This window comes from Bernardetia sp., from assembly GCF_020630935.1.
In the GTDB taxonomy this organism is placed as follows: domain Bacteria; phylum Bacteroidota; class Bacteroidia; order Cytophagales; family Bernardetiaceae; genus Bernardetia.
Window position 1 is genome coordinate 1 of record NZ_JAHDIG010000031.1, and the last position, 25,872, is coordinate 25,872.

At 32.7% G+C, this 25,872-nt stretch carries 26 protein-coding genes; 13 read left to right on the forward strand and 13 right to left on the reverse strand.

The genetic code is table 11. The features are described 5' to 3' along the window. Nucleotides 1-91: 91 nt before the first annotated feature. The 5 genes from QZ659_RS10170 to QZ659_RS10190 form a co-directional block, all read right to left on the reverse strand. Entirely contained in the window at nt 92-676 is a 585-nt protein-coding gene (locus tag QZ659_RS10170) for a YfiT family bacillithiol transferase (RefSeq protein ID WP_291725650.1), read from the reverse strand. A gap of 49 nt (nt 677-725) precedes the next feature. Beyond that, nucleotides 726-1,343 carry a ubiquitin-conjugating enzyme E2 gene (locus QZ659_RS10175; RefSeq protein ID WP_291725652.1) on the reverse strand — a complete coding sequence of 206 codons (618 nt, stop codon included), beginning with the start codon at nt 1,341-1,343 and terminating at the stop codon, nt 726-728. Between the two features lie 123 nt (nt 1,344-1,466). Beyond that, a complete protein-coding gene (locus QZ659_RS10180; RefSeq protein ID WP_291725654.1) occupies nt 1,467-1,721 on the reverse strand; it encodes an EsaB/YukD family protein in 255 nt (84 codons plus the stop codon). A gap of 275 nt (nt 1,722-1,996) precedes the next feature. Continuing rightward, a complete protein-coding gene (locus tag QZ659_RS10185) occupies nt 1,997-2,848 on the reverse strand; it encodes an alpha/beta fold hydrolase (protein WP_291725656.1) in 852 nt (283 codons plus the stop codon). A gap of 190 nt (nt 2,849-3,038) precedes the next feature. Beyond that, a complete protein-coding gene (locus QZ659_RS10190; protein WP_291725658.1) occupies nt 3,039-3,578 on the reverse strand; it encodes a hypothetical protein in 540 nt (179 codons plus the stop codon). Between the two features lie 130 nt (nt 3,579-3,708). Between QZ659_RS10190 and QZ659_RS10195 the strand changes: the two genes are divergently transcribed. The 8 genes from QZ659_RS10195 to QZ659_RS10230 all read left to right on the forward strand — a co-directional run bounded on the left by QZ659_RS10195 (nt 3,709) and on the right by QZ659_RS10230 (nt 11,471). Beyond that, complete coding sequence (locus QZ659_RS10195; RefSeq protein ID WP_291725660.1) at nt 3,709-4,716, forward strand: hypothetical protein; 1,008 nt, start codon at nt 3,709-3,711, stop codon at nt 4,714-4,716. Nucleotides 4,717-4,776: 60 nt separating this feature from the next. Continuing rightward, nucleotides 4,777-6,459, forward strand: a complete 1,683-nt coding sequence (locus QZ659_RS10200) for an AAA family ATPase (RefSeq protein WP_291725662.1) — start codon at nt 4,777-4,779, stop codon at nt 6,457-6,459. Nucleotides 6,460-6,465: 6 nt separating this feature from the next. After that, entirely contained in the window at nt 6,466-7,002 is a 537-nt protein-coding gene (locus tag QZ659_RS10205; RefSeq protein WP_291725664.1) for a GrpB family protein, read from the forward strand. Next, on the forward strand, nt 6,999-7,838 hold the full coding sequence (locus QZ659_RS10210; protein WP_291725666.1) for a hypothetical protein: 840 nt from the start codon (nt 6,999-7,001) through the stop codon (nt 7,836-7,838). Before QZ659_RS10205 ends, QZ659_RS10210 begins: the two co-directional genes overlap by 4 nt. 176 nt (nt 7,839-8,014) lie before the next feature. Then, complete coding sequence (locus QZ659_RS10215; protein ID WP_291725668.1) at nt 8,015-8,887, forward strand: porin family protein; 873 nt, start codon at nt 8,015-8,017, stop codon at nt 8,885-8,887. 178 nt (nt 8,888-9,065) lie between these two features. Further along, nucleotides 9,066-9,593, forward strand: a complete 528-nt coding sequence (locus tag QZ659_RS10220) for a hypothetical protein (protein ID WP_291725670.1) — start codon at nt 9,066-9,068, stop codon at nt 9,591-9,593. Between the two features lie 102 nt (nt 9,594-9,695). Then, nucleotides 9,696-10,313 (forward strand): hypothetical protein, encoded by a 618-nt coding sequence (locus QZ659_RS10225; protein ID WP_291725672.1) that lies wholly within the window; start codon nt 9,696-9,698, stop codon nt 10,311-10,313. 195 nt (nt 10,314-10,508) lie between these two features. After that, nucleotides 10,509-11,471: a DMT family transporter gene (locus QZ659_RS10230; protein ID WP_291725674.1), complete on the forward strand. Its 963-nt coding sequence runs from the start codon at nt 10,509-10,511 to the stop codon at nt 11,469-11,471. A 7-nt stretch (nt 11,472-11,478) separates the two neighbouring features. Here the strand turns inward: QZ659_RS10230 and QZ659_RS10235 are convergent, their stop codons facing one another. From QZ659_RS10235 to QZ659_RS10250, 4 genes are all read right to left on the reverse strand, one after another. Next, nucleotides 11,479-11,988, reverse strand: a complete 510-nt coding sequence (locus QZ659_RS10235; RefSeq protein ID WP_291725676.1) for a hypothetical protein — start codon at nt 11,986-11,988, stop codon at nt 11,479-11,481. Between the two features lie 295 nt (nt 11,989-12,283). Further along, nucleotides 12,284-13,051 (reverse strand): LVIVD repeat-containing protein, encoded by a 768-nt coding sequence (locus QZ659_RS10240; protein WP_291725678.1) that lies wholly within the window; start codon nt 13,049-13,051, stop codon nt 12,284-12,286. A gap of 53 nt (nt 13,052-13,104) precedes the next feature. Beyond that, nucleotides 13,105-13,608, reverse strand: coding sequence for a hypothetical protein (locus QZ659_RS10245; protein WP_291725681.1), 504 nt, complete (start codon nt 13,606-13,608; stop codon nt 13,105-13,107). A 394-nt stretch (nt 13,609-14,002) separates the two neighbouring features. Further along, nucleotides 14,003-14,593, reverse strand: coding sequence for a pyridoxal 5'-phosphate synthase (locus tag QZ659_RS10250; protein ID WP_291725683.1), 591 nt, complete (start codon nt 14,591-14,593; stop codon nt 14,003-14,005). A 120-nt stretch (nt 14,594-14,713) separates the two neighbouring features. On the opposite strand from QZ659_RS10250, the gene QZ659_RS10255 reads away from it, so the two are divergent. Beyond that, nucleotides 14,714-16,042 carry a DEAD/DEAH box helicase gene (locus QZ659_RS10255; RefSeq protein WP_291725685.1) on the forward strand — a complete coding sequence of 443 codons (1,329 nt, stop codon included), beginning with the start codon at nt 14,714-14,716 and terminating at the stop codon, nt 16,040-16,042. Between the two features lie 250 nt (nt 16,043-16,292). On the opposite strand, the gene QZ659_RS10260 is transcribed toward QZ659_RS10255, so the two are convergent. Continuing rightward, nucleotides 16,293-17,891: an SUMF1/EgtB/PvdO family nonheme iron enzyme gene (locus tag QZ659_RS10260; protein ID WP_291725688.1), complete on the reverse strand. Its 1,599-nt coding sequence runs from the start codon at nt 17,889-17,891 to the stop codon at nt 16,293-16,295. Nucleotides 17,892-17,970: 79 nt separating this feature from the next. Here QZ659_RS10260 and QZ659_RS10265 point away from each other — a divergent pair, with 79 nt between their 5' ends. After that, complete coding sequence (locus QZ659_RS10265; RefSeq protein ID WP_291725690.1) at nt 17,971-18,945, forward strand: hypothetical protein; 975 nt, start codon at nt 17,971-17,973, stop codon at nt 18,943-18,945. Between the two features lie 37 nt (nt 18,946-18,982). Here QZ659_RS10265 and QZ659_RS10270 read toward each other — a convergent pair whose 3' ends face one another. Together QZ659_RS10270 and rpiB are read right to left on the reverse strand one after the other, a co-directional pair. Further along, nucleotides 18,983-20,440, reverse strand: coding sequence for a leucyl aminopeptidase family protein (locus QZ659_RS10270; protein WP_291725692.1), 1,458 nt, complete (start codon nt 20,438-20,440; stop codon nt 18,983-18,985). A gap of 63 nt (nt 20,441-20,503) precedes the next feature. Beyond that, a complete protein-coding gene (rpiB, locus tag QZ659_RS10275; RefSeq protein ID WP_291725694.1) occupies nt 20,504-20,932 on the reverse strand; it encodes a ribose 5-phosphate isomerase B in 429 nt (142 codons plus the stop codon). A gap of 241 nt (nt 20,933-21,173) precedes the next feature. On the opposite strand from rpiB, the gene QZ659_RS10280 reads away from it, so the two are divergent. The 3 genes from QZ659_RS10280 to QZ659_RS10290 all read left to right on the forward strand — a co-directional run bounded on the left by QZ659_RS10280 (nt 21,174) and on the right by QZ659_RS10290 (nt 24,018). Beyond that, on the forward strand, nt 21,174-22,406 hold the full coding sequence (locus QZ659_RS10280) for a M48 family metallopeptidase (RefSeq protein ID WP_291725696.1): 1,233 nt from the start codon (nt 21,174-21,176) through the stop codon (nt 22,404-22,406). Between the two features lie 99 nt (nt 22,407-22,505). Continuing rightward, on the forward strand, nt 22,506-23,057 hold the full coding sequence (locus QZ659_RS10285; protein WP_291725698.1) for a hypothetical protein: 552 nt from the start codon (nt 22,506-22,508) through the stop codon (nt 23,055-23,057). Nucleotides 23,058-23,073: 16 nt separating this feature from the next. Then, nucleotides 23,074-24,018 carry a hypothetical protein gene (locus QZ659_RS10290; protein ID WP_291725700.1) on the forward strand — a complete coding sequence of 315 codons (945 nt, stop codon included), beginning with the start codon at nt 23,074-23,076 and terminating at the stop codon, nt 24,016-24,018. Between the two features lie 100 nt (nt 24,019-24,118). On the opposite strand, the gene QZ659_RS10295 is transcribed toward QZ659_RS10290, so the two are convergent. Then, complete coding sequence (locus QZ659_RS10295; protein WP_291725702.1) at nt 24,119-25,759, reverse strand: ABC-F family ATP-binding cassette domain-containing protein; 1,641 nt, start codon at nt 25,757-25,759, stop codon at nt 24,119-24,121. Between the last annotated feature and the right edge of the window lie 113 nt (nt 25,760-25,872).

Genomic DNA, 25,872 nt, shown 5'->3' on the forward strand with positions numbered 1-25,872 from the left:
GGCATATCTATTGCATTTTTTGGAATATAAGGTGGTTTTTCTTCTATGATTTTAAACATACTGATGGTTAAGATTTTTATTAAAACTATCCCTAATAACTTCCTTTTGCTGCAATGGCTTGCTTAATATGAGCCAAATGATGATTGGAGTGCCAAGCATAGTTGGCTACCAGTTCGAAAAGATTGAAATAAACTTGATGCTCTGGGTGAAAAAAACGTTTTTCTAAATCTGACTCTGAAAGAGATTCAATAATAATATTTAGTTTTTGATGAACTCCTTCTAAAATAGATAGCGAAACATCAATAGATAATGTCATGTCTTGCAAAACAGCCCATTTGGCTTCTAAATAGGGTTTTATGGTAGGCTCATTTTCTGTAAGGGCAAGTTTGAATCGAATAAGCGCATTGATATGACTGTCCGAACAGTGATGAATCACTTGTTTGATTGTCCAACCATTAGGGCGATATTTCCACTCTAACTGTTCATTATTTAGGTTTTCTATAACTTTTTTTAATCGGTTAGGAAAAGATGAAATATCATTTTTCCATTCTAACACTAGCTCTTTACGCTTTTCGGAATTTTTTTCTTTTGGAGCTTCAAAATCTCCAATTGGATAGCGAAGTTTGTCTAATTGTATTTTATCCAATGTATTGTGTTTGACTTTATTCTTTATCAATATTTGCTTTAAACACATAACGCAGACCAAAAGTCTGCGTTACATAAGATTAGTGTATTCTGAATCCTCCTCGTTTTCCTTCGTGTGAAGATGAACTCTCTTGGGGAGCTTCTTCTTTTGGAGTAGATTCTGTGCCAAAACCTGTTATTCTGAAACCAGAGCTTTTCTTGGCTGCACGCTCTTTGGTTGGGTCTGGCATTTCTTGTCTGTCGCAAGGAAAAATACCACTATTTCGCATACGTAAATACCAATTACGAGCTTCTTCGTTGGCTGGACTGTGTTCATTGGTAATTTCCATGTCGTATTGTAATGTACGAATCATGCGAATCATGTGTCTTCCCAACCCTTCCGACATTTCCCAAGTTCCGTAACACCAACGTCCATTTTTAAACCAATTGGGATGATAGACAAAAGGCTCATCTAGTAATTCCAACTGTGGTGGAGCTTGTGGATAGGCTTCAGGAAGTGTGATTTTTAACTTGTGTTGGTCTCTGTAAGTAGGCTGTGTGTCAAGAATACTACGTACAAAAATTGTTACTTCATATTCTTCCACATGTGGAGGCGTACCTACAAGTGGCTCAAAAGATAGCAAAGAACCACTGATATTTTCCATTTCTTTATAATCGTTTGCCAAACGACGGTTTCGTATTTGTTGAGGAGTAGCCATACTTCAGTTATCAGTTATCAGTTATACAGTTTTTAATAAACCATCCTATATAACTTTATAAATAATGTATTTTAAAATTCTAAAATCTAAACTTTATAGTTCTAAGTTTATTTCACTCTGAATTTACCTTCCTGCATCTGTAGCTGGAATTACTCTAAAGGTAGTGCCATGCGTGATGCCTGCTTGCCCTAATGTTTGATGATTCAGCAGACGATTCCCTCCTTTTATAGCCAAATTGTATCCTTGCTGACTATTTTTGATAAAATCATGTGTAATAAGTTCGCCTATAATTTCTTGTACGCTCATCGTATCGTCTAGGGTAGCACTAATCATGCGTCCGTCTGTTGGGTGTACAAAGTTTACATTTACGTCTGCCATATTTGGAGTTATATATTTTTTGTAAGAATTTTTTAAATGAATTTCAAAAGAAGACCAAATAAATAGTTTCTAGTATAAAGAGTTTGGTTGTATTCTATTTAGCTACTAAGAAAATGAATTGCTATCAATTATGCAAAAAATAATTGATTTTATACACAAGCATTTTTCCTTTTTGTTCTACTAAATTACATATACTAAACTTTTACTTAAATGAGCTATTCGAAATTGTAATATCGTATTTCTGAACGTAGATTTTAAATATTTTGTTTTTCAAACTAAAAATCTTCACTTAAGAATTTGATAACAGCCTTAGCTGTACGGACAGGAACTTCTTCCATCGGAAGGTGTCCTACTCTGTCGTAGATAAGCATTCTATTTTGTGGAATAAGGTCATGAAAACGGTGAGCATTTCGGACAGGAATCCAACGGTCTTCACGTCCCCACATAATCAAGACTGGCATAGAGAGTTTTTTGAGACTTTTTGTATTTTCCTTGTGCTTGTTATTTACCAAAAGTAAAAAAGCCTCTGGGTTTCCATCTCTAGTGAAGAGTTCGTAATAACGCTCTATAAGCTGAGGCGTAATTTTAGACTGATTGTAATATACTTCTCGTACAAATTGTTCTAAAACATTGTGCTGAATGACATATTTTATCACACGACCAAAAAATGGAGTACGAGCCATTTTGAAAGGCAATGGAATACTTTGAGCATCTAAAAAACCTGCTGCATCTATTAAAATGAGTTTTTTAACTTTCTTTGGGTATTGAAGTGCATATTCCCAAGAAAGCCAACCTCCCAAAGAGCTTCCTCCTAAATAAAATTTATCAATGCCCAAAGTTTCTATGAAACCATTGAAATAGTGAAGATGTTTTGGCATAGAATAGTCATCATCTGGAACTGTTCCTGTAAGCCCAAAACCAGGTAAGTCTATGCGAATGACTTTATAATGTTTGCTTAGTCGTTTTGTCCATTCATCGAAGGTATGGAGAGAAGAAAATGCGCCGTGTAGCAAGACAAGAGGCTCACCTTCACCTTCAATACGATAATGAATCAGTGCACCATCGACACTTAAAAAACGAGAATATTGATTGGTATATTTTTTTAAAAGAGATTGAAATTCCTTCACAAAGAGCTAGTTGATATAAATAATAATAAGTGAGTAGTTGTATTAGAACTTATGTTATTATGTGGTGTGTTGTTAGATATTGTTCTGATAATTTGATTTTTTTGAAAAATCTTTCCGAATAACGGAAATTAATCCTAGATTTCATAATCTTAATCATCAAAATTTGTTTCTGCTTTCTACTCTTAAATTGTTAATAACTTCTTTTTCTTTCCAAATCTAATCCCTCTGCTTTAGGCACTGCTCGCAGATGACGATAAGAGTTTAATTTGTAATTTCTATTTTCAAATAATCTAAGAATTTGTGCCAATACAAAAGAAGTAGCACCACCATATATCATTGCCTCTGACCCTTGTATTTTAAATAAAGTATTTATTCCTCCTAAAGCAGCAAAAACAATCCCTCCTTTTTCTCCGATATGGCGAATCTTTGTTATCGTTTTTTTATTGACTTGAATTATTTTAAAGTCTTCCAAAGGAATAGTTGCTAGTCCATTTATGCTTACTGAATTTGAATCTATGGCTGTAATGGTAGCTTTTCGTTTAAATTTTTCTCCTTTGAGTTTGAATTTGAGTTCTTCTCCTACATAAAAGCGAATACGCTTTTTCTTACCAGGTTTTATTAGGGTAAGGTAGTATTCTTGTTCTTTCTGAAGTTGTGAAAATGCTTCATCCGAACAAATAAAAAGTAGTAGAAAAGACAAAGAGAGGAGTAAGGTATTTTTGCTATTCATAGCTAAGTTATTTTAGATAAATTTTAAAGATAATATAAAAATTGTTATCCTATTAAAGGAGTTGCCAAAACGTAATTTCAACTCCTTCAAATTTTGTATTTTTGAGAAAAAAAGGAATAATTAAAAAATCATGACCGATACGTGGATAATTGCCCAACTGTTGGCACAGAGCTGCTGTTTTTTCTTACTTTTTATGATTTTGAGAACTGTTTTTCAAATTATTAAGAGATGGAATATTTCAAGTAGCGATGAAATTCAAATTAATCTTGAAAGAAGGACTTTTTTAGTAGGAGCAGTTGTGGAAATGGTGCTTTTATTTCAAGTTTTTTCATTGATAGCTTTTTTGATGACAGTCAATGAGCATATTCCATCGCTTCTGCGTGGTGCGATGTGTGCCACAGGTGCGTTAGAGGCAAACGAGTTTGGCTATCCACTACTATATTTTAAGATTTTTAGCCTGTTTGTGTATAGTAGCTTTTTATTCTTACATTTTTTAGATAAAAAAGAACCTACTTATCCTCTTACACCACAAAAGTATTATTTGGTTTTTCCAGCTTTTTTTTGTGTCAGTACAGAACTTGTTTTGATGCTGCTTTACTTTTGGAATATCAATCCAGATTTGATAGCGACGTGTTGTAGTGTTAATTTTTTTAGTAGTGAAGTAAATACAACAGATTTTTTAAATACTTCTGTGCTGCTAAATGAAGGAATTATTTTATGGATTGTAATGGGAAGTATTTTAGGAGTTTATTTTATTTATAATTCATTTTATAAAAATCCAAAAAACAGCCTTATTTCCACACTTGCAATTTTCTTTATAGGTGTTTTTTATATCATTTTGAGCGTATATGTCTTGAAATTCTTTTTTGTAAAGTATATTTATGGATTGCCTTCCCACCTGTGTTTGTTTGATATATTTTTCGAAAAATACAACTACGTCGGTTATCTAATTTTCTTTAACTTATTTTTCTTAGGCTTATTTCTGACAAGTAAACTGATTTTTGAAGCTGTAAAAAACAATTTGAGTACGAATTATTCTTCATTTTGGAAACGCTATTACAGGCTATCATTTTTTGTTTGGCTTTTGTCTTGGCTTGTTCCTTGCCTTTATTATTTTACTTGGGAGGGAAGTTTGTAACAGAATGTTTTTTATTCTAAATTCACTCTTAAACGTTATCCATTTCTGATTTTTTTCTTTATGCGAATTACTCAAATTCATCTTCAAAATTTCAAAAGGTTTACTGACCTAACTATTAAAGATATTCCACAAGACTCTAAACTCGTCTTGCTTATTGGTGCAAATGGTTCTGGGAAATCTTCTGTTTTTGATGCTTTTGTTTTTGCTAATGAGATGTTTAAGAATAATATTAGCTACGAAAAACAATTTTTAGATTATTGGACAAAGGATGAAGAAAAAAACACAACGATAGAAATAGAAGCAGATGAATTCAAAATTACTTCTCATGATACTTGGGGACTTTTCAAAGGACAAACAAGTAAACCTGTTTATAGCCCAGATTCAAAATTTATATTTTATGGAAGAACAAGTTTTAGACAAATACCCAGATTGACTAGAAAAAGTTTAGGGCAACAAGAGTTTGATTTTGAAAAAGACTCTGACCGACCTAAGTATTTTATTGACAGAGACGAACGTTTTGAAAATGATGTAGAGAAAATTACTGGTATTATTTTGAATGATGTTTTTATAAAAAAACAATCAGGAGAAGAGATAAATCAAAAATACATAGAGCCTATCAATAATTCATTACAAAATATTTTTGGAGATGAAAATGGAACGAAGCTAGAATTATTATCAATTATTCCTCCTTTAGATGGAAAGGTTGCACAGATAAATTTTAGAAAAGGAAACACAGAGTTTCACTACAATCAGCTTTCGGCTGGAGAAAAAGAAGTGGTAAATTTGCTTATTAATCTCATTAGTAGAAAAGACTTGTATCAAGAAACGATTTACTTTTTTGATGAAATAGATTTGCACCTAAATACTAAAATTCAGTATAATCTTTTAAAAGAAATTACTGAAAACTGGATTCCAGAAAAAAGTCAGCTTTGGACAGCTTCTCATTCTTTGGGTTTTATAGAATACGCCAAGCAATCTGAACACGCCTCCATCATTGATTTTGATTCTTTAGATTTTGACTTACCCCAAATATTACAGCCAGAACTTAAAAACAATCCAGATATTTATGAAATAGCCATTGGAAAAGAGTTTTTACCTTCCATTTTCAAAGATTTTAATTTGTTTTTTGTAGAAAATAAAGACGCAAAACTGTATGGAAGTACAGGAATTGAAAATACTGTTTTTATTGCTGCCAATACAAGAAATGATGTGTATCACAAAACACGTACAACAGAATTAAAAGGACTTGTAGATAGGGATTTTCTCTCTGATGAAGATATTTTTTTGATAAAAGAGAATTATCCAAAACTATCTATTTTGAAATATTACAGTATAGAAAACTATCTGTATCACCCAGATAACTTAGAGGAATATTATGCTGAATCAAATAAAGAGTTTGATAAAGTAGCATATATTGGTGCTTTAGTGGAAGAAAAAAACAAAGTTGTGAGTAGAATTTCATTACGTATAGCTTCTGAACGTGAGAGTTATCCTTATTTTGGAGAATCAGAATTTACAAACAAGAATAAAGAACTTCCCAAGCGATTTAAAAAAGGCAAATCTAATTTCGAACAAGTAGAAATCATTGTTTCCTACTTAGAAAGTAACGACCTAGAAGTTTTTTATAAAGTGCTTCCTATGAAAGACTATTGTAAAAGTTTAGAAGCAAGACAAAATATTGATAAGAATAAGCTAGTCAAGACAGAATGGTTTAAAAAGCAGATAGAGAATATCATTTCATAAAAAGTTATGCTAATCCAAAAATACAATCCTAACTGGATTTTTGATTTTGAAAAAATAAAGCAAAAACTAGAAACTGTCTTACCCAAAAATACAAAAGTAGAACACATAGGGAGTACAGCAGTTCCTAATTTAGCAGCAAAAGATATTATTGATATAGACATTGTTTATTTTGATGAAGCCGATACAACTTTTCAAAAAGTCAAAGAAGATTTAGTAAAACGAGGCTATTATCATAATGGAAATCAAGGAATCGAAGATAGAGAAGTATTCAAACGAGAGAAAGAAAATGCTGATGAAATTTTAGATAAAATAAGCCACCATTTATATGTTTGCCCGTCTGATAGTGAAGAACTGAAACGCCACTTGCTTTTTAGAAATTTTTTGAGAGAAAATGAAAAAGCTAGACAAGAATATGAGAGTATAAAGTTTGATATTGCACTAAGAACAAATCAAATGAAAAAAGAATATGCAGAACTCAAAGAGAAAGAAGCAAAAGATTTTATTGAGAAAACGATACAAAAAGCTAGAGAACAAACTGTATGAAAAAAATAATTTTGTCAGCACTATTTCTATTAATAACTATTACTATTTGTTTAGGACAAGATACTCTACATATAGATAAGGAAGTGTTTTTTGAAAAAGAGATGGTTTTGGCTGATATTGATTCTTATGGCAGAATGTATATCTGCGATACAAAAGGAAATATAAAACGCTTAGACAGTTTGGGGAAAACAGAAGTTCTCTATTCGCCGTCATCTCCTATTGTTCCTACTAATTTTACGACTCAAAACCCGAATCAAATTTTTGTTTTTTATCAAGAGTTACAAGAATGGGTTATCTTGAATCGTTTTTTGACAGAAATAGAACGTTACAGAGTGTCTGAAAAAATAGAAACAAATAATCAGTACGGACAAGTGGGTTTTGTACGTTTGCTTGTGCCTGCTCCGAACAACACACTTTGGTTTTTCGATGAATCTGATTTTAGCTTGAAAAATTATGATGTTTTGAATAAACAAATTTTATCTCAAACGCCTTTAGATTTGGTATTGAGCAATGAAGAATATCCTATCACACATCTACAATTTTATCAAGGGCAGATATTTTTGGGGGTAGAGCAGCAGGGCATCTTGGTTTTTGATAGTTTTGGAAACTATAAAACCACATTAGAATATCCACACTGGAAATCAATTTCTTTTGAAAAGGAAGCTATTTTCATTGTTGCAGAAAATAAAATTATAAAAAAGAGCTTGTATAAAAATGGTTTGGATGAGATACCTCTTGAAAAAAATATAATTAGTAAGTTAGAATATTTTTTTCCTTATAGCTTACAATTTTATGCACTAACCAAAACAAAAATGTATGTCTATACTACAAAATAGAAACAAATTAGACCTAACATTCAATTTTTTTAAGATTCTCTCGTTTAATTAGGGAGTATTGCTTATTTTTGGAGTACTTATTTTGTTTTGATAAAGTAGTAAAAATAGACATTCTAACATCAAGAACTGACTAAAAAGAAATTTTACATCCTATATAAATATTAGTTATGACTATTATGAAAAAAACATTTTTTCTCTCTCTTCTTTTTTGCCTTGCTCTAACATATCAGTTGCAAGCACAAGGATTTTCATATTCGGGTTTTAAGGGAGGATTATCTATTTCTCGTATGCCTATGTCTTTTGAAACAGCACGTTTTGTTGAAATAGATGAGGAAGATCTACTTCAATTACCTCTTCTTGAGGTAGAGAATACTAAAGCAAACGGAAAATTTCAAGTAGGAGGACAGTTTGGCGTATTTGCTGGAAAAGAGTTTACAAAAGCAATAGGAGTTCGTATGGAACTCAATTATGTAGAAATGGGAAGGGTAGATACAATCAATTTTAATCAGCGAAACAAATACAAGTTGCGTTATTTTTCTTTAGACCCAATGTTACAGATTCGTATTGCTCCAAATAGTCGTAATCACTTCTATATCTTAGCAGGCCCTTCTGCTCGTCTGCTTATAGGAAATACAGCTTCTACTGTAGGTAATGAATCTAATATAATGAATCAAAGAATTGCAAACATTCGCCAGACAGATATAGGTGCAAGTTTTGGATTTAGTTATTTGATAGAACTTACTCGTTATGCATATCTTACTTTAGATGCTCGTGCTTATTATGGACTACGCAATATAGCTGAAAAACCAAAAGAAAATACAGTAGCTACTTCAAAATATGTAAATGCTTATAATGATTTGGTTACAGCAAGTTTATCTATCCCTCCAAGAGATGTAAGTGAAGAAACAGTAACTACACTTGCTGAAGTACAACAATATGGAGTAAATGACAATACAAATATTTCAAATCAAGGTGCAATATTTAGCATAGGTTTTTGTGTGCCATTGCGTCCACCAGCAGATAAACTGATTAAGATGAAGAAACAATAAAAAGTAAACACACTTACTATTATTAACCTAGTACTATTACATTTGTACTAGGTTTTTTTATTCCCTATTGAAAGAAAGTATTGTTCTTTCTTAGTACCTTTGCAACTTCTTTTAGCAAAACAGTAGAAACAAAATTAGTTTCTATACTATTTTATAATTGTAATTTTTAACTAGCAATATGATAAAGTTTATAAAATTTATTTGGATGCTCTCTATGCTTGCCGTAATGGGAGTTCTTTTGTATGAAAATGTAATTTTGAAGCCTCCTGTTACTATCAAAATCGATGAAGTAGGTGGAGTTTTCAATCTTACAAAAAATGGATTTTTCTATTTGTTTTTAGCAGCTATTGTAGTTTGTAATGGCATACTTCTGATTTTAGGGACATTAATTCCTAATTTACCACAACAATTTTTACCTATTCCAAAACGAAAATTTTGGGCAAAAAATCAAGCTACACGCCAAATGTTGCTCAAAAACTTCAAACTTTGGACAAAAGGCATCGGTATTTTTATCAATCTTTTTATAATCATTTATTTGGTTTCTGTTCAAGTAGAAAATGGAGCAACACCAAAATTTCCTTTTGATGCTTCTATTTTATCTACCGTAGTTGCTATACTTTTGGGAGGCTGGTTCATATTGTTTTTTGCTTGGTTTGGAATGAATGATACAGCTGCTCAAAAAGTAAAGGTGGAAGCAAGAAGCTAATATGGAGATAAGATAAGTTTATATTCAAGTTTTGGCACAATAATTTGATTATAAAAACTATCTAAAACAAAAATTATTTCCTATCAGAACCATTTCAACTTTATGAAAATCAAAAAACATAAAATAAAAACAGTCAAAACAACAGTCTTTATTTTTTTATTGCTGTGCGTATTTTCTGCCTTTAATTTTGCAGGACAAATGCCAGATAAGTATAAAAGAAAACGTATTGGAGAAGGAGTAACGCTTCTTATTCCAGATAATTTTGTGGAAATGTCCGACGAGGAGATAGCTGCAAAATATTTTACACCAAAAAGACCTTTAGCTATCTTCAGAAGTCCAGATAGGCGAGCCGAAATAGGCGTAAACTCTAGCCTTTTTGAGTGGGGCGAAGTAGGTTTGGAAAGCGAACTCAGTATGGAGCTTTTGATGGGGTTTTACAAAGGTGCGATTGCTAATTCGTTTTATGAGAAAGTAAAGTTTCTTAACGAAGGAGAAATTATTAATCTTGGTAGTAGGGAAGGTGTTCTGTTCGAATTTATTGGAGCTATTCCCGAAGACCCTAATGCTATCATCAATCAAGGTGGAAAGTCTCGTTATCATCAAGTTTTATATAGTGTTTATAATGGAAAAGTACTTATTGTAAACTTTAATGTATCAGGTACTGATTATAAATATTGGCGAGAGCATGCTACCAAAATGGTTACTTCCGTAAAGATTTAGTTTTCTAATTGGTGTTTTGAACAATAGTTTGTACTTTGTGAGTGCTTTTAGGTGAAAAAGTGATTAATTGAGCCAATCATTTTTTATTATCTTTACAAATAGTACAGAAATAGGATTGTCTTTAAGTTTTATAGTAATTTTTCAACAGTGTTTTGCCTAACTCTATATTTGATGCACTCTTAACAAGAAATACTAATGTCTTCTAACGTACGTATGTATGTCATGCTTCACATGATAGTGCTATTGAGTAGCTTTATTCCCTCAATAGTATTACTCATTGATATGCCTGCTATTGAATTACTTTTTCTACGTACTTTGGCTGCTTTTGCTATGTTGCTTGTTTTGATGAACAGAAAAATTTCTCCAAAGTTATTTACAAGACAAGCTATTGTTCAAATGTTATCTTCTGGGATATTAGTCTTTTTGTATTGGGGACTTTCTTTTATTTCTGCAAAAATATCGACAGCTTCTGTGTGCTTGGTCGGTATGGCAACTACCTCTCTTTGGATTAGCTTTTTAGACCCTATATTATCCAAACGCAAAAGTCGTCCATTTCAAGTTTTGGTGGGAATGAATGCTATTTTAGGCATCTATATCATTTTTAATTCCGATTTTGACTATGGATGGGGACTTGCTATTGGTATTATAGGAGCTATTTTTGGAGCTTTACTCACTATTTATAATGCTAAGTTGGCTCAACAGCACGATGCTTATGTTGTTACTTTCTATCAAATGGGAGGAGCACTTATTAGCACGACGATATTTCTACCTTTCTATTATTATTTTTTCTTGCAGCCAGAAGGCAAGTCGTTTCAGTTTGATGCAAGTGCAGTAGATTATATACTTATTCTAGGGCTTGCTTTTGTGTTTTCAATTTACGCTTATTCCATATTTATAAGTGTCATGAAATCTATCCCTCCGTTTACAGTAGCTTTGGTAAGTAATCTAAACCCTGTGTATGGAACTGCTGCAGCAATTCTTCTTTTTCAAGAGAATGTGATGAATACAGGGTTTTATATAGGAACAGGGCTTTTGTTGATTTCTGTTTTCGCTTATCCTATATTAAGTGATTACATGAAAAACTATACAAAAACAAAAATAGAAAAATCAAAAAAACAAGGCACAATTACTAAAGAAGAACCTGCAAGAGCTAAGTAATCTTATTTTAAGCCCAAGTCTGACTACTTTTAAATAGCAAAATTTCATCTTGTTTTAATGATAAATCTTTATAAATTGCTTTATTAGTTGGGCGTTGGAAGATAAACAAAGTCAGAATACCCATCACAACAATAGCCAGTTGGCTCTCGCCAGTCATATAATATCCAAAAGCAGCAAAAACTCCAGCAAAAGCAGAAAGTGTATATTTATAACTTGCTGCTCGGAGAAAACGTTGTGCTTTCCAACGTAGTAATACTTGTGATTTGGCTTCAGGAATACGTTTTTTATATAAAAATATACCAAAAAGAGATACTCCAATGCAGCAGATAGCTAATGCCCACACAAACCATTCTGGAAAAATAACATACGGTGAGACATAACTATTTGGTCTTTGATAACGACCCAAACCAAAAAATAACAAGATAAGAGGGGCAAATATAGAAGAGTAAAATAAAACAGTTAGGCGATGGTCGAAATCTGAACGCCTAGTAACTCCAAAAAAACCTTTTTTTTGCATAAAAAATTCTAAATCAAGTAAGTAAATAATAAGTGAGATTGACAAATAGGGTTTTGTAGAGTAGAGTATAGGCAAGAAGTTTAGTTTTTATATATCTTTAAGACAATATTTGCACCAAAGTTAATAAAAGAAATGAAAGTCATTTTCATAAATATTTTTTTTTATGAAACACTTAGCATATAAATTAAAATATTTATAGGAGAAGGCACAAGAAAAAGTCGTTTTCTGTCTAATGTGATAAATTGACAGAAAACGACACAGGCGATAACATTTGAGAAGGAGACAAATTCGTTTATTATTCTTCTTCTACTTCAATAAGGCTCAGTAGCTCCATTTCTCCAGAAGTTTTATACTGATATTGATAAAATCCTTCTTCAGCAATGAGTAAAAGTAATCCATTGTGTGGAATGACATCTTTAGCATTTATTTCTTCAAACTGGTGTAAAAGTTCGATACGGTCTGGTGTAAAAGTAACATCAAAAACCTTTAATCCTGCATTTCCATCACACACAAAGAGCAAATTATTGTCTATCCCTAATCCATAAGGATTTTCTAATGGATACTGATTGAGAGCAAATGGAGAAGTTGGATTCGAAACATCTATCACTTCCAGTTGGTCTATCTGTACAGTGTTTCTACAAGTTGTTCCCGAACGTATAGTAACATAGGCATAATTATCTTGTACCACAACAGGGTCGCAAGCCTGTACGTGTTCGTACATAGATACATAAGCAGGAGCAGAAGGGTTAGAAATATCATAAATTAGCATTCCTGTTTGTGTCCCCAAATACAAATAGTTGTTGTATGGAAAAACAGTTTCCACTCCACTTATTAAATCTACAGTTTGTTCGAAGGTGGGGTTTGTATTTTCTTCAATATCAAAAACTCTCATTTGGTCGTTATCGATAGTATAAAGTTTATCTCCTACTACTGTAAAGCGAGCCAGTGAACCACCTTTGCCATTTGGATTGACAGCATCTACGCTCTCTGTAAATTGGTCAGCTTCGCAACCAAAAGATGCAAAAAGTATAAGACCAAAAAGAATATATATATAAGTTTTCATGTTTTGTATGGATTTTAATCGTTTGGAATAAATAATTGAGATACAATCTAGGATTAGTCATTTTTGACCCAATCTATGATATATCCTTTACTAGCATCATAATCAAACTGTCCTCCGTCGGGTGGACGAACTTGATTAGCTTCTGGAAAACTTTCTTCCACACGTTTCAAAACACGAATTACTGGTAGGTTAGAAATATCTATCGCTACCAAATCAACAGCATTATCAGCATACATAACATTGCCTTTTGTAGCTACATCTACATTTCCTGCGATGGCAATAAAACCAACATTTTTTGGGTCTCTAGGGTTTCTATTATCAATTACATGAACTCCTTCATATCTTTCTCCAACAAAAACATACGAGCCTTTCATAAATATCTTGCCTGTGTTTTTGAGTACACGTGCAGATTCGAATTTTACTGAATTGTTTAAGTCTTCACGACTCATATAAACAGGAGTATATTCTGTTTTATAAACAGGTTCTGAAGGTTCTTCAACATAAAAACAAGCTGTAAAGCCAAATAGAAGCGTTGCAAAAAGTAATAGTTGGCTCATCTTCTTTGCAGAGTTTTTTGTTACATATTTTCTCATATTTCAAATAAAATTAAAGATGTGTTAAGCACTTTAAAAATAAGACGCACACTCAATAAAATCTGTTGCAACTATATTTTATTTTTGTAGAGTAAAAGCAGTGAATTAACATACTCAATATGAGGAGTAAACTGTTAAGACTAATAACTCTGTCAAGTATATTAATATTGAAATAGAGAAAAAACAAATTATTTACGGTCTGCGCTAGCGAGACTGACCTATATAGACTAAGGTCAGTACCGACAATTGTATAAAGCTACATTAGCTTCGCTCACTTTTAGGTCTTAAACACCTTTAAAATTATCTAAAAGCTGAACAATATAAATTACTCCAAAATTTGCTTCGTATTTGAGTATTCTTATGGCTGAAGTTGTTTACAAATCCACTCATTTTCCTGTTTTACATATAGTTTTCTATCATGAAAACGAGTGTCTTTAAATTGCATAAACTCTATTCGGACAGGAGAAATAAAATATCCGCCCCAGTCTGCTGGCACTTCAACATTTTGTCTCTGTGAAATTTGTTGTTCTAGTTCTTTTTCAAGTGATTCAATAGCATTGCTTTCTTGTCCTTGATTGGAAATACAAGATACAATTTGGGAGGCTAAATTTCTTTCTTTAAAATATTTTTGAGCTAACGATGTAGGTGTTTTTGTTGCTATTCCCTGTATTCTGATTTGTCTTTCTGTAGTTTTCCACCAAAATGTCAGAGCTACTTTATTATTGCCACTTATTTCTAGTCCTTTTCTTGAATTGAAAGAAGTTGTGATAACAAAGTTTTCATCCATAATTTCTTTTAAAGAAACAAAACGAGCATTTGGAAAGCCATCTAAACCCAAAGTAGATAAGCAAACTGCACTAATATGTTTGGTTTGTGATATTTTTTTCTCTTCGTCAAACCATTTTGTAAATAGTTCGATGGGGCTAATGTATTCATTTTTGATAGACATATATCTTGTTTTATTTTGTAAATTTGAACTTGTTTTTTAGCTAAAGTACTCCCATTTTTTTATTTGAGTTCTGTTTGAGCTACATTTTATATTTTCTTATCTACTCTTTATTATTTTTTAATGTCTAATTCTATCAAAAATCAGAAAGCTATTTTAGCGAAATTGGGAATAGAGAAACTCAATGAAATGCAAGAAGAATCTAAACTAGCAATGGATTCGGCTAATGAAGTGGTTTTGCTTTCTCCCACAGGAACAGGAAAAACGATTGCTTTTCTATTACCTATCATTGAAAAATTAGATGCAGATGTAGAAGAAATACAAGCACTCATTGTTGTTCCGACAAGAGAACTTGCCATTCAGATAGAACAAGTAATGCGACAGATGGGAACAGGATTTAAGGTAAATGCTGTCTATGGAGGGCGTGCAGGTTCAAAGGACAAGATAGAAATAAAACATCGCCCTGCTGTTTTGATAGGAACAATGGGAAGAGTAGCTGACCATCTAAGAAGAAAAACATTTTCAACACATCACATAAATACACTGGTTTTAGATGAGTTTGATAAATCATTAGAAATTGGTTTTGAAGAGGAGATGAAAGAGATTTTGGAGCTATTACCAAAAGTGAATAAAAAAATACTGACTTCTGCTACAAAAGGAATAGAAATACCCAGCTTTGTAGGGCTTCGAAAACCTCTTATAATTGATTATTTGGATGATAAAAAGCGAAGTAAGTTAGAAATAAAACTGGTAGAGTCTCCCAAAAAAGATAAATTAGATATGCTTTTAGAATTGCTTTCTTATATTGGAAATCAGAATGGAATTGTTTTTTGCAATTATAAAGATTCTATTGAAAGGATAAGTAATTTTCTTTCAGAGAACAGTATTTCTCACGGTACTTTTTTTGGAGGAATGGAGCAAACAGAAAGGGAGAGAGCTTTAATAAAATTTAGAAACGGAACGCATCAAATTTTGCTTGCTACAGATTTGGCAGCTAGGGGAATAGACGTTCCAGAACTTAGTTTTATCATTCATTATCATCTTCCACACAGAAGCGAAGAATTTACGCACCGAAACGGACGTACAGCACGTATGGATGCAAAAGGAACGGCATATATTCTGCATTACGAAAATGAAAATTTACCAGATTTTATTGAGCAATTAAATTTATCTACTCAAAACCTAGTTATTTCAACGAAACAAAATCTACCAAAAATATCTGAATGGACAACGTTATTTATTTCTGGAGGAAGAAAAGACAAAATTTCGAAGGGCGATATTGCAGGACTATTTTTCAAGCAGGGAAAGTTAGAAAAAAATGAATTAGGAATTATCGAACTCAAAAATGATTGTGCTTTTGTTGCTGTTAAGAAAAACACTATCAAAACGGTATTGCCAAAAGTAAATAATCAGAAGCTAAAGAAAAAGAAGGTTAGGGTTTCGGTAGTTTAGGTTATTAAAAATCTACATTCAATTTTATTTTTATAAAAACGTATTTTATTGTTAGGGAAAAGGCATGCCTTTTCCTTACAAGTGGAAAAACAAGATTTTATCTGATGATTGTTTTGCGAAAGTCTATTATCTACTTCCTATGTGTCAGAATATAGTTTTTCTCATTTTTAAATAAATTCAATAACGTATTTTCCATTTATCATTAGCTTTGCTGAATAAATATTTCATCACTAATAATTTATAATTTTATTTACCTTCCTCCTCGTCCTCCAGTTGTTCCACGTCGGTTTTCACTTGGCAGCGTAGCATAATAGCGAGCAGAAACAGATAAATCTCTAAAATCTCCCACAGGATAAGTAACACTATCCCACGCCCCACCACGAACTATAAAACCTTGCATTACATCAAAGGAAAGGAAATTAGCATTGCCATTTTCATCTAACGTTCCATCCCCTATTTGGTTTCTTGCAAAACTTAGAGCATCTGTGTTATTCGTTTTGACACAGTATTCCCAAACGTTGCCACTAAGTTCTAGCACACCCCAAAAACTAGCTCCTGCTTGTAGGCGTAATTCAAATTCAGAAGTAGAAAAATCTGCTCCTTTTGCTCCAAACCCATTTCGTAACACACCATTTAACTGGTTAAATTCTATTCCAGAGTTATAAGGTGCAAGCCCTGCCGAATCTGCAAAATTTGCTGTTTCTGTAACGGTTTCATTTTCTGTTCCGTCGTTTTGAATGGTATTAGCATCAACAATATAAGGCGTTCCCCAAGAAAATTCTCCTTTTGTGGGATGTGTTATTCCTCTTGCAGCTTTTTCAAATTCTAGTTCTGTGATAGGACGAAGGGCTGCCCAATCTAAAAATGCACTTATATCTTCTGCACTAAGCCAGTTACAAGCTCTATATTTTCCTTCTCTCACTTCATAAGTAGCTGGAATATTTAAGTTTTGATTTCCTTTTACTTTAATGAAAATTGAATTTCTTAAAGGTAATGTGGATGTTAAAGCTGATGTTCCATTTTCACTTTCTGGACTATTTGCTGTACGATTTGATTGCTGTTTGAAAGTCAGAGTATTGAGGAAATCTGTGTATTGGCTCTGATTAATTTCATATTTCATAATCCAAAAACCGTCGTAGCCTTTTGGAAAAGTATTTGGAATGTTTTTTTGTGGAAACTCTTCTGTATCATTTCCAAACAAATTATTGGCAGCTGTTCCTACTGCAATTTCGTTTTCCGAATCTATTAGAAATGGTTTTACTGCTGTACTATCGTTTTCTAAACTAGCTTTTCGAAGCGCATTTTGAGAATGAACTCCGTCACCTACAAAAAAACTTCCCTCATCTACCCAAACCATCTCTATTGCATAAAGCGCAATGTCATACACACCAAACTGATTTTTAATTTCATTTGGTAATCTTATAGAAATAGAAGTTTCTGAACTGCCGTTTTTTTCTTCTCTAATGATAGAACTTAGAAAAAAACCTCCTTTGTCTTCAACGTTTTCTAGTTCTGTATCTGAATCTTGATTATTTATAAACACATCATTTTCTGATAAATAAATGTGTTTCCATTTGTAATCATTGGTTCGTATTTTGAGAAAACACCAAACACCATCTTTAAAAATAAAGTCCTTTTGAGCTGTAGAAGTAGAATTTTCAGAAATTATGGTAAGTTCTTTGTTAAAAAACCAACTGTTTTCCCATTTTACCGTACACTCTAAAAAGTTATTTTCTGTAATCCTTAAATTTTCTATTTTTACATCATTAGCAAAACTATTTTTTGAATTTGAAAGAAAAATAAGCAATAAACTAAAAAATAGAATCTTAATTTGTGTTTTTTGTATCATTTCTGAATTTTAAAAATTTTTATTCACTTTATTTATCAAAAGCTTGCCTTTTGACTACTACATTATTGTTTCACAATTTATGAAAAGAACACTTACCTCTAACCACTACCACAAATTTTTTCTCTTAGCTCTTCTTATTTTTTCTACGTCTGTCTTGACTTCAAACTATGCCAACGCACAAGGTTGTAGCGATGCAGGTTTTTGTACGATGGGAGCAATGCGCCCAGACCAGCCTTTTAGTAAAAATCTCAATGTCAAACTTCGTTCGGTCAGTATGACACAGTATATTGGGCTTACAAAATTCGATGACCGTATTATTTCATACATTGCAGAAGCAAATGTAGGTATTGGAGACAAATGGCAAGCACAAATTAAACTTCCTTACACTTTCGTACAAGGACCTTTGGCAAATACGAACGGTTTGGGAGATGTTTCGTTGAGTCTTACAAGAAGCCTTGTTCAGAATCAAGATTGGCAAATCAATGGAACTTTAGGAGCTAAGATTCCTACTAATGATGCTAATTTTACAAATGATGTAGGGTTAGCTTTGCCTATGTATTACCAAACCAGTTTGGGAACGTATGATATAATTGCAGGAATTTCTTTTATAAATAAAAACTTTTTGATTGCAGCAGGAGTACAGCATCCCTTCAATCAGATTGATAATGGTTTTAAGTGGGGCATTTGGTCAGAACATCCTCTTACTGAAACAGCTAATGAATATCCAGTTTCACAGTTTTTGGACAGAGGAACAGATGCAATGTTAAGAGTTGAGTACAATCTTCGTTTTTCAAAGTGGAGTATGAATTTTGGAATTCTACCAATTTACAGATTTACATCAGATAAAATTACCAATCCAGAAACAGGAGAACGAGAAAAATTAGAGAATACGAAAGGAGTTGCTGTTAGTGGACTTATTGGAGGAACTTATAATTTCTCTGTTCGTTCTAGCTTGAAAGTTTTGTTAGGAAAGCAAGTGCAGCAACGTTATAAAAACCCAGATGGGCTTTCAAGAGAATGGGTCAATACAATTACTTACTTATATCGTTTTTAATCAGCGTAAGGATAATGCACACATTATCCTTACTATACTATAAAAACTTCTCTATCAAAAAATGATATAAAAGTCTCACACCTGTTCCAGTTGCACTTTTACCTCTATAACTAGAAGATTTCATAAGGTAGGCTGGAGCAGCGATGTCTAAGTGCAACCAATCATAATCTACAAAATGTTCTAAAAATTTTCCTGCTGTGATTGCTCCAGCAAAACTTCCACCTACGTTTTTAATATCAGCGACATCCGATTTTAAATAATCTTTATACTCATTCCATAGAGGAAATTCAACCAAACGCTCATACACGTCTCTCCCAATTTTTTCTAAATTTCTTTTCAAAAGTTCGTCTGTATTTCCCATAAATACAATTCCTTCTTCTCCAATTGCACGAACAGCACTTCCTGTGAGTGTCGCCAAATCAATAACCAATTCTGGAGCTAACTCTTTAGCATAATCTAAAGCATCAGCCATAATGAGTCTTCCTTCTCCGTCTGTATTGGTAATTTCTACTGTTGTTCCACTTCGCATCGTAATCACATCACCCGGAACTAACCCTTTGTTACTAATCGCATTATCAGTAATAGGCAGCAGACCAACCACATAAAGAGGAATATTATTTTTTGCAAGGGCATACATCAGACCTATAACAGTGCCACAACCTCCCATGTCTGATTTCATAATCTCTAAAGCTGATGTTCCTGTTTTGATATTCGAACCACCAATATCGAAAGTAACTCCTTTTCCTACCAAAACAATAGGAGTATCATTGGTAGCGTCTTTTGGAGAATAAGTGAGCTTAGCAAAAATAGGGTCTTCATAGCTTGCTTGAGAAACACCTAAAAGTCCTCCCATTTTTTCTGCCTTTATGCGTTCTTTGTCCCAAATTTCTGTTTGAAAACCTGCTTCTTGTCCTAGTTCTTCAATTTTTTGTCCTAATAGAGACGACTTTTTAAAGTTTGGTGGGTCATTTACCAAATCTCTTGTTAGCCAAACGGCATCGCAAAGCGTTGTGAGTCGTTCTAATTCTTCTTGTTCTAAGATTTCATTTTCATTTGGAAATACAACCTCTACTTGCAATGTGTCTCTAAAGTAGTTTTCTGAACTTCCTTTTTTCTCATAGCTATAACTTCCTAAATTTAAACCTTCTAAAAAGCAAAGAACACTATCTTTTGTAAGAATAGCATCAGCAAAAACCTGTAACTTACTAAGCGAGTGTTTTTTCAACATCTGTGAAACCAAAAAACCTTGGTTACGCATTTTTTCCTTCTGAATGTAATTTTCTTCTGTAGGAGCAAGATAAGGAACTGCAAAAACAACTTGGTCGTCTAAGAAAATTGTTGTAGGGGTTTGTTCTTTCTCAAAAAAATTGATTAGAGAAGAAACTGGAAAGTTATCGGAAAAAGTAGTTGGAATAGCATCAAAGTTTTCACCTAATAAATAAACACAAGGCGTAGATTCTGATAAATGCTCACGAACAGTAAAGAAAATTTGCATAAACAAAGAAACTCAAAAAATTAAAGAAGATGTAAAAGTATGAAAAAATAAGATTTGATTAAATCAACAAGAGATTTTTTCTACTCTTCTTTCGTGTCTTCCTCCTTCAAAATCTGTTTTTAAGAAAGTTTCTACCATTTTTTGCGCCAGTTCTTGACTTACAAAACGAGCAGGAATACAAATTACATTAGCGTTGTTGTGTTGGCGAGCTAGAGCAGCTAGTTCTTCGTTCCAACATATAGCAGCACGAATTTGAGCATGTTTGTTGGCTGTCATGGCTATTCCATTTCCACTACCACAAATCAGAATACCAAGTTCTGTTTCTTTTTTAGTAATTGATTCTGCTAAAGGATGAGCAAAGTCGGGGTAATCTACCGAATCTGAACTATCTGTACCAAAGTTTTTTACTTCATGACCTAAATTTGTGAGGTAGTTAGTTAGATATTCTTTATATGCTGTTCCTGCGTGGTCGTTTGCGATAGATATTTTCATGGATATATTCTAAATGTTGCCTTAGAGGGTATGGTTATGATATTTTTCCGAAAAATACGGATTTTTGTAGAAAAAAAGTATTTAAAATTGAATTTTTATGTTTTGCTGAACAGATTATTCTTTCAGAAAAAAGAAGAAAAAAATAGCTATCTCAAACCATAGAACCATTTTTCTTGTTACCCTATAAATATTTCAATAAAATGCATAAAATAAATAACAAACATAATCAAAAAGGAATGTAATGAACGCATCTCAAATTTTACTTCTCATCATAGCTATTTTAATAGGAAATTTTTTGTTGGAAAATTTTTTAGAGTGGCTCAATGCTCAAAAACAGCCAGCTAATTTACCTCCTCAATTTAAAGATATTTACACAGAAGACGAATATCAGAAAGCTAAAGCCTACAAAAAAGCCAATTCAGCATTTTCTCTGATTAGTAACTCGGTCAGTTTTGTTATCACATTGGTTTTACTCATTACAGGTGCTTTTGGTTGGCTAAGTCAGTATTTGGAAACCTATTTTCAAAACCCTATTTGGCACGCTCTAGCCTTTTTTGGTGTTGTAACAGTAGCTTCAACAATTTTAGGACTCCCTTTTTCATTGTATCAAACTTTTGTCATTGAGGAAAAGTTTGGGTTTAATAAGACTACAAAAAAACTGTTTTTTAGTGATAAAATAAAAGGACTTTTACTCGGTGCAGTTGTGGGAGGAATTATAGGGTATGTTTTACTATATCTAATTTTAGAAATTGGGCAAAATTTTTGGATTTACTTTTGGATAATTATTACTGTTTTTTCTGTCGGAATGCAGTTTTTTTATGCTTCTCTGATTATGCCACTTTTTAATAAACTCACGCCTTTAGAAGAAGGAGAGCTAAGAGATGCAATTGAAGAATATGCAGGGAGCGTATATTTTCCTTTACAGAATATTTTTGTAATTGATGGCTCAAAACGTTCTACGAAAGCCAATGCCTTTTTCATGGGATTTGGCAAGCAGAAAAAAGTAGTATTTTACGACACAATTTTAGAAAAGCACAGTACAGAAGAACTGGTAGCTATCTTTGCTCACGAAGTAGGACACTACAAGAAAAATCATATTTTACAGACGATGGCAATTTCTATTTTACAAACAGGAATTACGCTTTTTATTTTGTCTCAAATTATTTTCAATAAAGAAATTTCACTAGCTTTAGGAGCAAATCAGTGGCAGATTCATCTGAATATGGTAGCTTTTGGTTTTTTATATTCGCCTATTTCTACGATTACGAGTGTACTTTTCAATATTTTCTCTCGTAAAAATGAATACGAAGCCGATAATTATGCGAAGGAAACCTATGGAAGCAAACCACTTGCAACAGCACTTAAAAAACTTTCAGCAGATTCGCTCTCTAACCTTACACCTCATCCGTGGTACGTGTTTTTTAATTATTCACATCCTCCACTGAGTGAACGATTGAAGGCAATGGGAGAGTAAAACCAATTTAGATTTTCTGATTTTATGAATTGAAAGTCAATTACAGATTATATCAGTTTTGCTGATGTTTGTTTGATATACATTAAAACAAATGATTGGATGAAAAAATACACTCTCCTTTTATTATTTTTCTTCGTTGCGTTTTCGTATGTAAAAGCACAAAACTTCTCTAGTGAGACCTTTAAGACGAAAGAAGATTACTATGAGCATCAGCCACAAGTGGAAAAGGCACTGAAAGATTGGTTTACCTACAATCCACTAGAAACTGATAATACGACGATTCAATTACGAAACGTTTTACAAGCCTATTTGATGGCGTGGCTAACAGGTGCGCCACAGGTAAGTTTGGCGATTGATGGAAAAATTGAAGGTGGAATGCTTTCTGATAAGAAGTTTAAGTATTCGTCAGATTTGCTTTTAGCCATGATGTTTGCCAAAACTACCTATCTTTTAGAAAATGAAGGCTCAAAAAGTACAGATTTTGAGGCAAATTTGGCTGGTGTAAATGGGATGCTTGTTACTTATAAAAAAATTAGACAACAAACTAAAGACAAGAAAAAGTATAGAACTGATTCTATGGAAAAATATTTGGAGTGGGAAGAAAATGGAACTTTGGAGGAAAATGTAAAGAGAATTACGAACACCAAATAGATTTATATTTTATACTATGACAAAAAAAAGAAAAATACAAACGATCTTACTTCTTTTATTTATGCTGACCTTCTTTGAAGCTACTAGCCAAACTTATACAATAGAGGCAAAGTTTAAATTAGATACAGTATATAATTTTACAGTCAAAAGAGCTAAAATTTCTTCACAAAACCCTGCTACAAAAGATTTATCACAACTTACTCAGATAACAACGAAATTTACTCGTTTAGACGAAAATGAATTAAGATTTCTTTGGAAGTATGGAGAAACAAAAGCAATGATGGAGACAACAGATATAACAAGTCAAATAGGTTCAGATTATGTTGAATTAATTAATTTATATAAAAATTTTGAGTTAGAATTATCATTGGACAAGCAAACTGGGGAAATAAAATTGTTGAACTATGGAAAGATGAAGGATAACCTTGCTAATAGTTTTACAAAAATGTATGCAAATAAAGCTACGGCTGACATAGATTCTACTCAAAGCATACAAATTATGAAGCAGTTAGAGGCTACATATTCTACACCTAGTCTATTACTTGCTACTTACTTTCCAGAAATAGACTTATATTTTAGTTTGTATTTAAATACTTTGGAAAAGAATGCTGTATATGACTATGAAGGTCTATATCCAAATCCCTTTGGTGGAGAAGCATTTCCTGTTAAGGGAAAAGTTGTGATTGAATCAGTGGAAAAGGATACATTAAAAGTAAAAGATACCTCAAAAATTGAAGATGAGGATGTAAATAGAATTTTAAAAGATATTTTCGAACGAATGACTGAAGAACAAAACCGAAGTCTTGATAAAGAAGAAATACCTACTTTTACATTTGATTCTGTATCACATTTCCATTATAACCTTAATGAGAAGGTAGTAATTAAGGCTTTATCAAAAAAAATAAATAAAACATCGGATGTTACTCAGACACAGATTTTAGAAGTCAGTTTATTAGATTGATTTAATAAAAAATCCTTTATCAAATAGTTTGATAAAGGATTTTTTATTTTCTGACCGTAAACGAGGCGTAGAGTTGTCGTTTAGAATAAATAAAAATTATTTATTTTGCTGCCACGTTTTCGTACATAGACTTACGAAGTTCTTTAACTGATTCATCTGTGATATATTCATCGTAAGTCATCATTCTATCAATCATTCCATTTGGAGTAATTTCTATGATGCGATTGGCAACAGTTTCTGTAAACTCGTGGTCGTGAGATGTAAATAAAACACTTCCTTTGAAACTCTTCAAACCGTTGTTGAATGCTGTAATAGATTCCAAATCTAAGTGGTTGGTAGGCTCATCCAAAACTAAAGCATTTCCACGCTGCAACATCATTCTTGAAAGCATACAACGCACTTTTTCTCCTCCAGAAAGGACATTTGAAGACTTTAATGCTTCTTCTCCAGAGAAAAGCATTCTACCTAAGAAACCACGAACAAAAGTTTCATCTCTTTCTTCTTCTGTCTTAGTGTACTGACGAAGCCAATCAACAAGATTTAGTTCATCTGTAAAATATTCGTGATTTTCATTTGGTAAGTAGGTTGGAGTAATGGTTACACCCCATTTTACTGTTCCTTCGTCTGCTTTTTGCTCTCCCATCAAGATTTGGAAAAACGTTGTAACTGCTAAACTATTCTTAGACAAAACAGCAATTTTATCGCCTTTATTCATTGAAAGGTTTACATCGTGAAAAAGACGGTCGCCATCAGCAGAGGTTTTAGAAAGTTTTTCTACTTCCAAAATAATATCTCCAGCTTCACGCTCTTGGTCGAAGATAATAGCTGGATATTTACGTGTAGAAGGCTGAATATCTTCTACATTGAGTTTTTCTAACATTTTCTTACGGCTTGTCGCTTGGCGAGATTTAGCCACGTTAGCAGAAAAACGAGCGATAAATTCTTGTAATTCTTTCTTTTTCTCTTCAGCTTTTTTGTTTCTATCGTTTCTCTGGCGAAGAGCAAGCTGACTAGATTCGTACCAAAACGTATAGTTTCCTGTGTGCATCTGAATTTTGCCGTAGTCAATATCGACAATGTGTGTACAAACTGTATCCAAAAAGTGTCTGTCGTGAGAAACTACAATTACTGTATTTTTGAAGTTAGCTAAGAAATCTTCTAGCCACATTACCGTTTCGATGTCTAAGTCGTTGGTAGGCTCATCAAGAAGCAGTACATCAGGGTTTCCAAAAAGAGCTTGTGCCAAAAGAACACGTACTTTTTCTGTTCCGTCTAGTTCATTTACCAATTTGTAGTGCTTATCTTCTGTAATTCCCAAACCACTCAAAAGGTTAGCAGCATCGCTTTCTGCATTCCAGCCGTCCATTTCTGCAAATTTTGCCTCTAGTTCGGCAGCTTTATTTCCGTCTTCTTCTGAAAAATCTGGCTTTTGATAGATAGCATCTTTCTCTTGCATAATATTCCACAACGGACGGTGTCCCATCATTACAGTATGCAAAACAGGTACTTCATCATATTCAAAGTGGTTTTGCTTCAAAACTGCCATACGTGCGCCATCTTGTAGCGTATAATTTCCACGAGTAGGGTCAATTTCACCAGAAATAATTTTTAAGAAAGTAGATTTTCCAGCTCCATTTGCACCAATGACACCATAACAGTTACCGTTAGTGAACTTTAAATTTACTTCATCAAACAAAACACGCTTACCAAACTGTAAGCCTAAATTAGAAACATCTAACATAAAGAGAGTGTATATTTTTAATAAAAATGCTTCATTGTTTTCTTTTTTGAATAGAAATAGAAAGCATTTTCTAAGAGAATAATTCAATTTTGTAACATTCTGAAAATGAATAG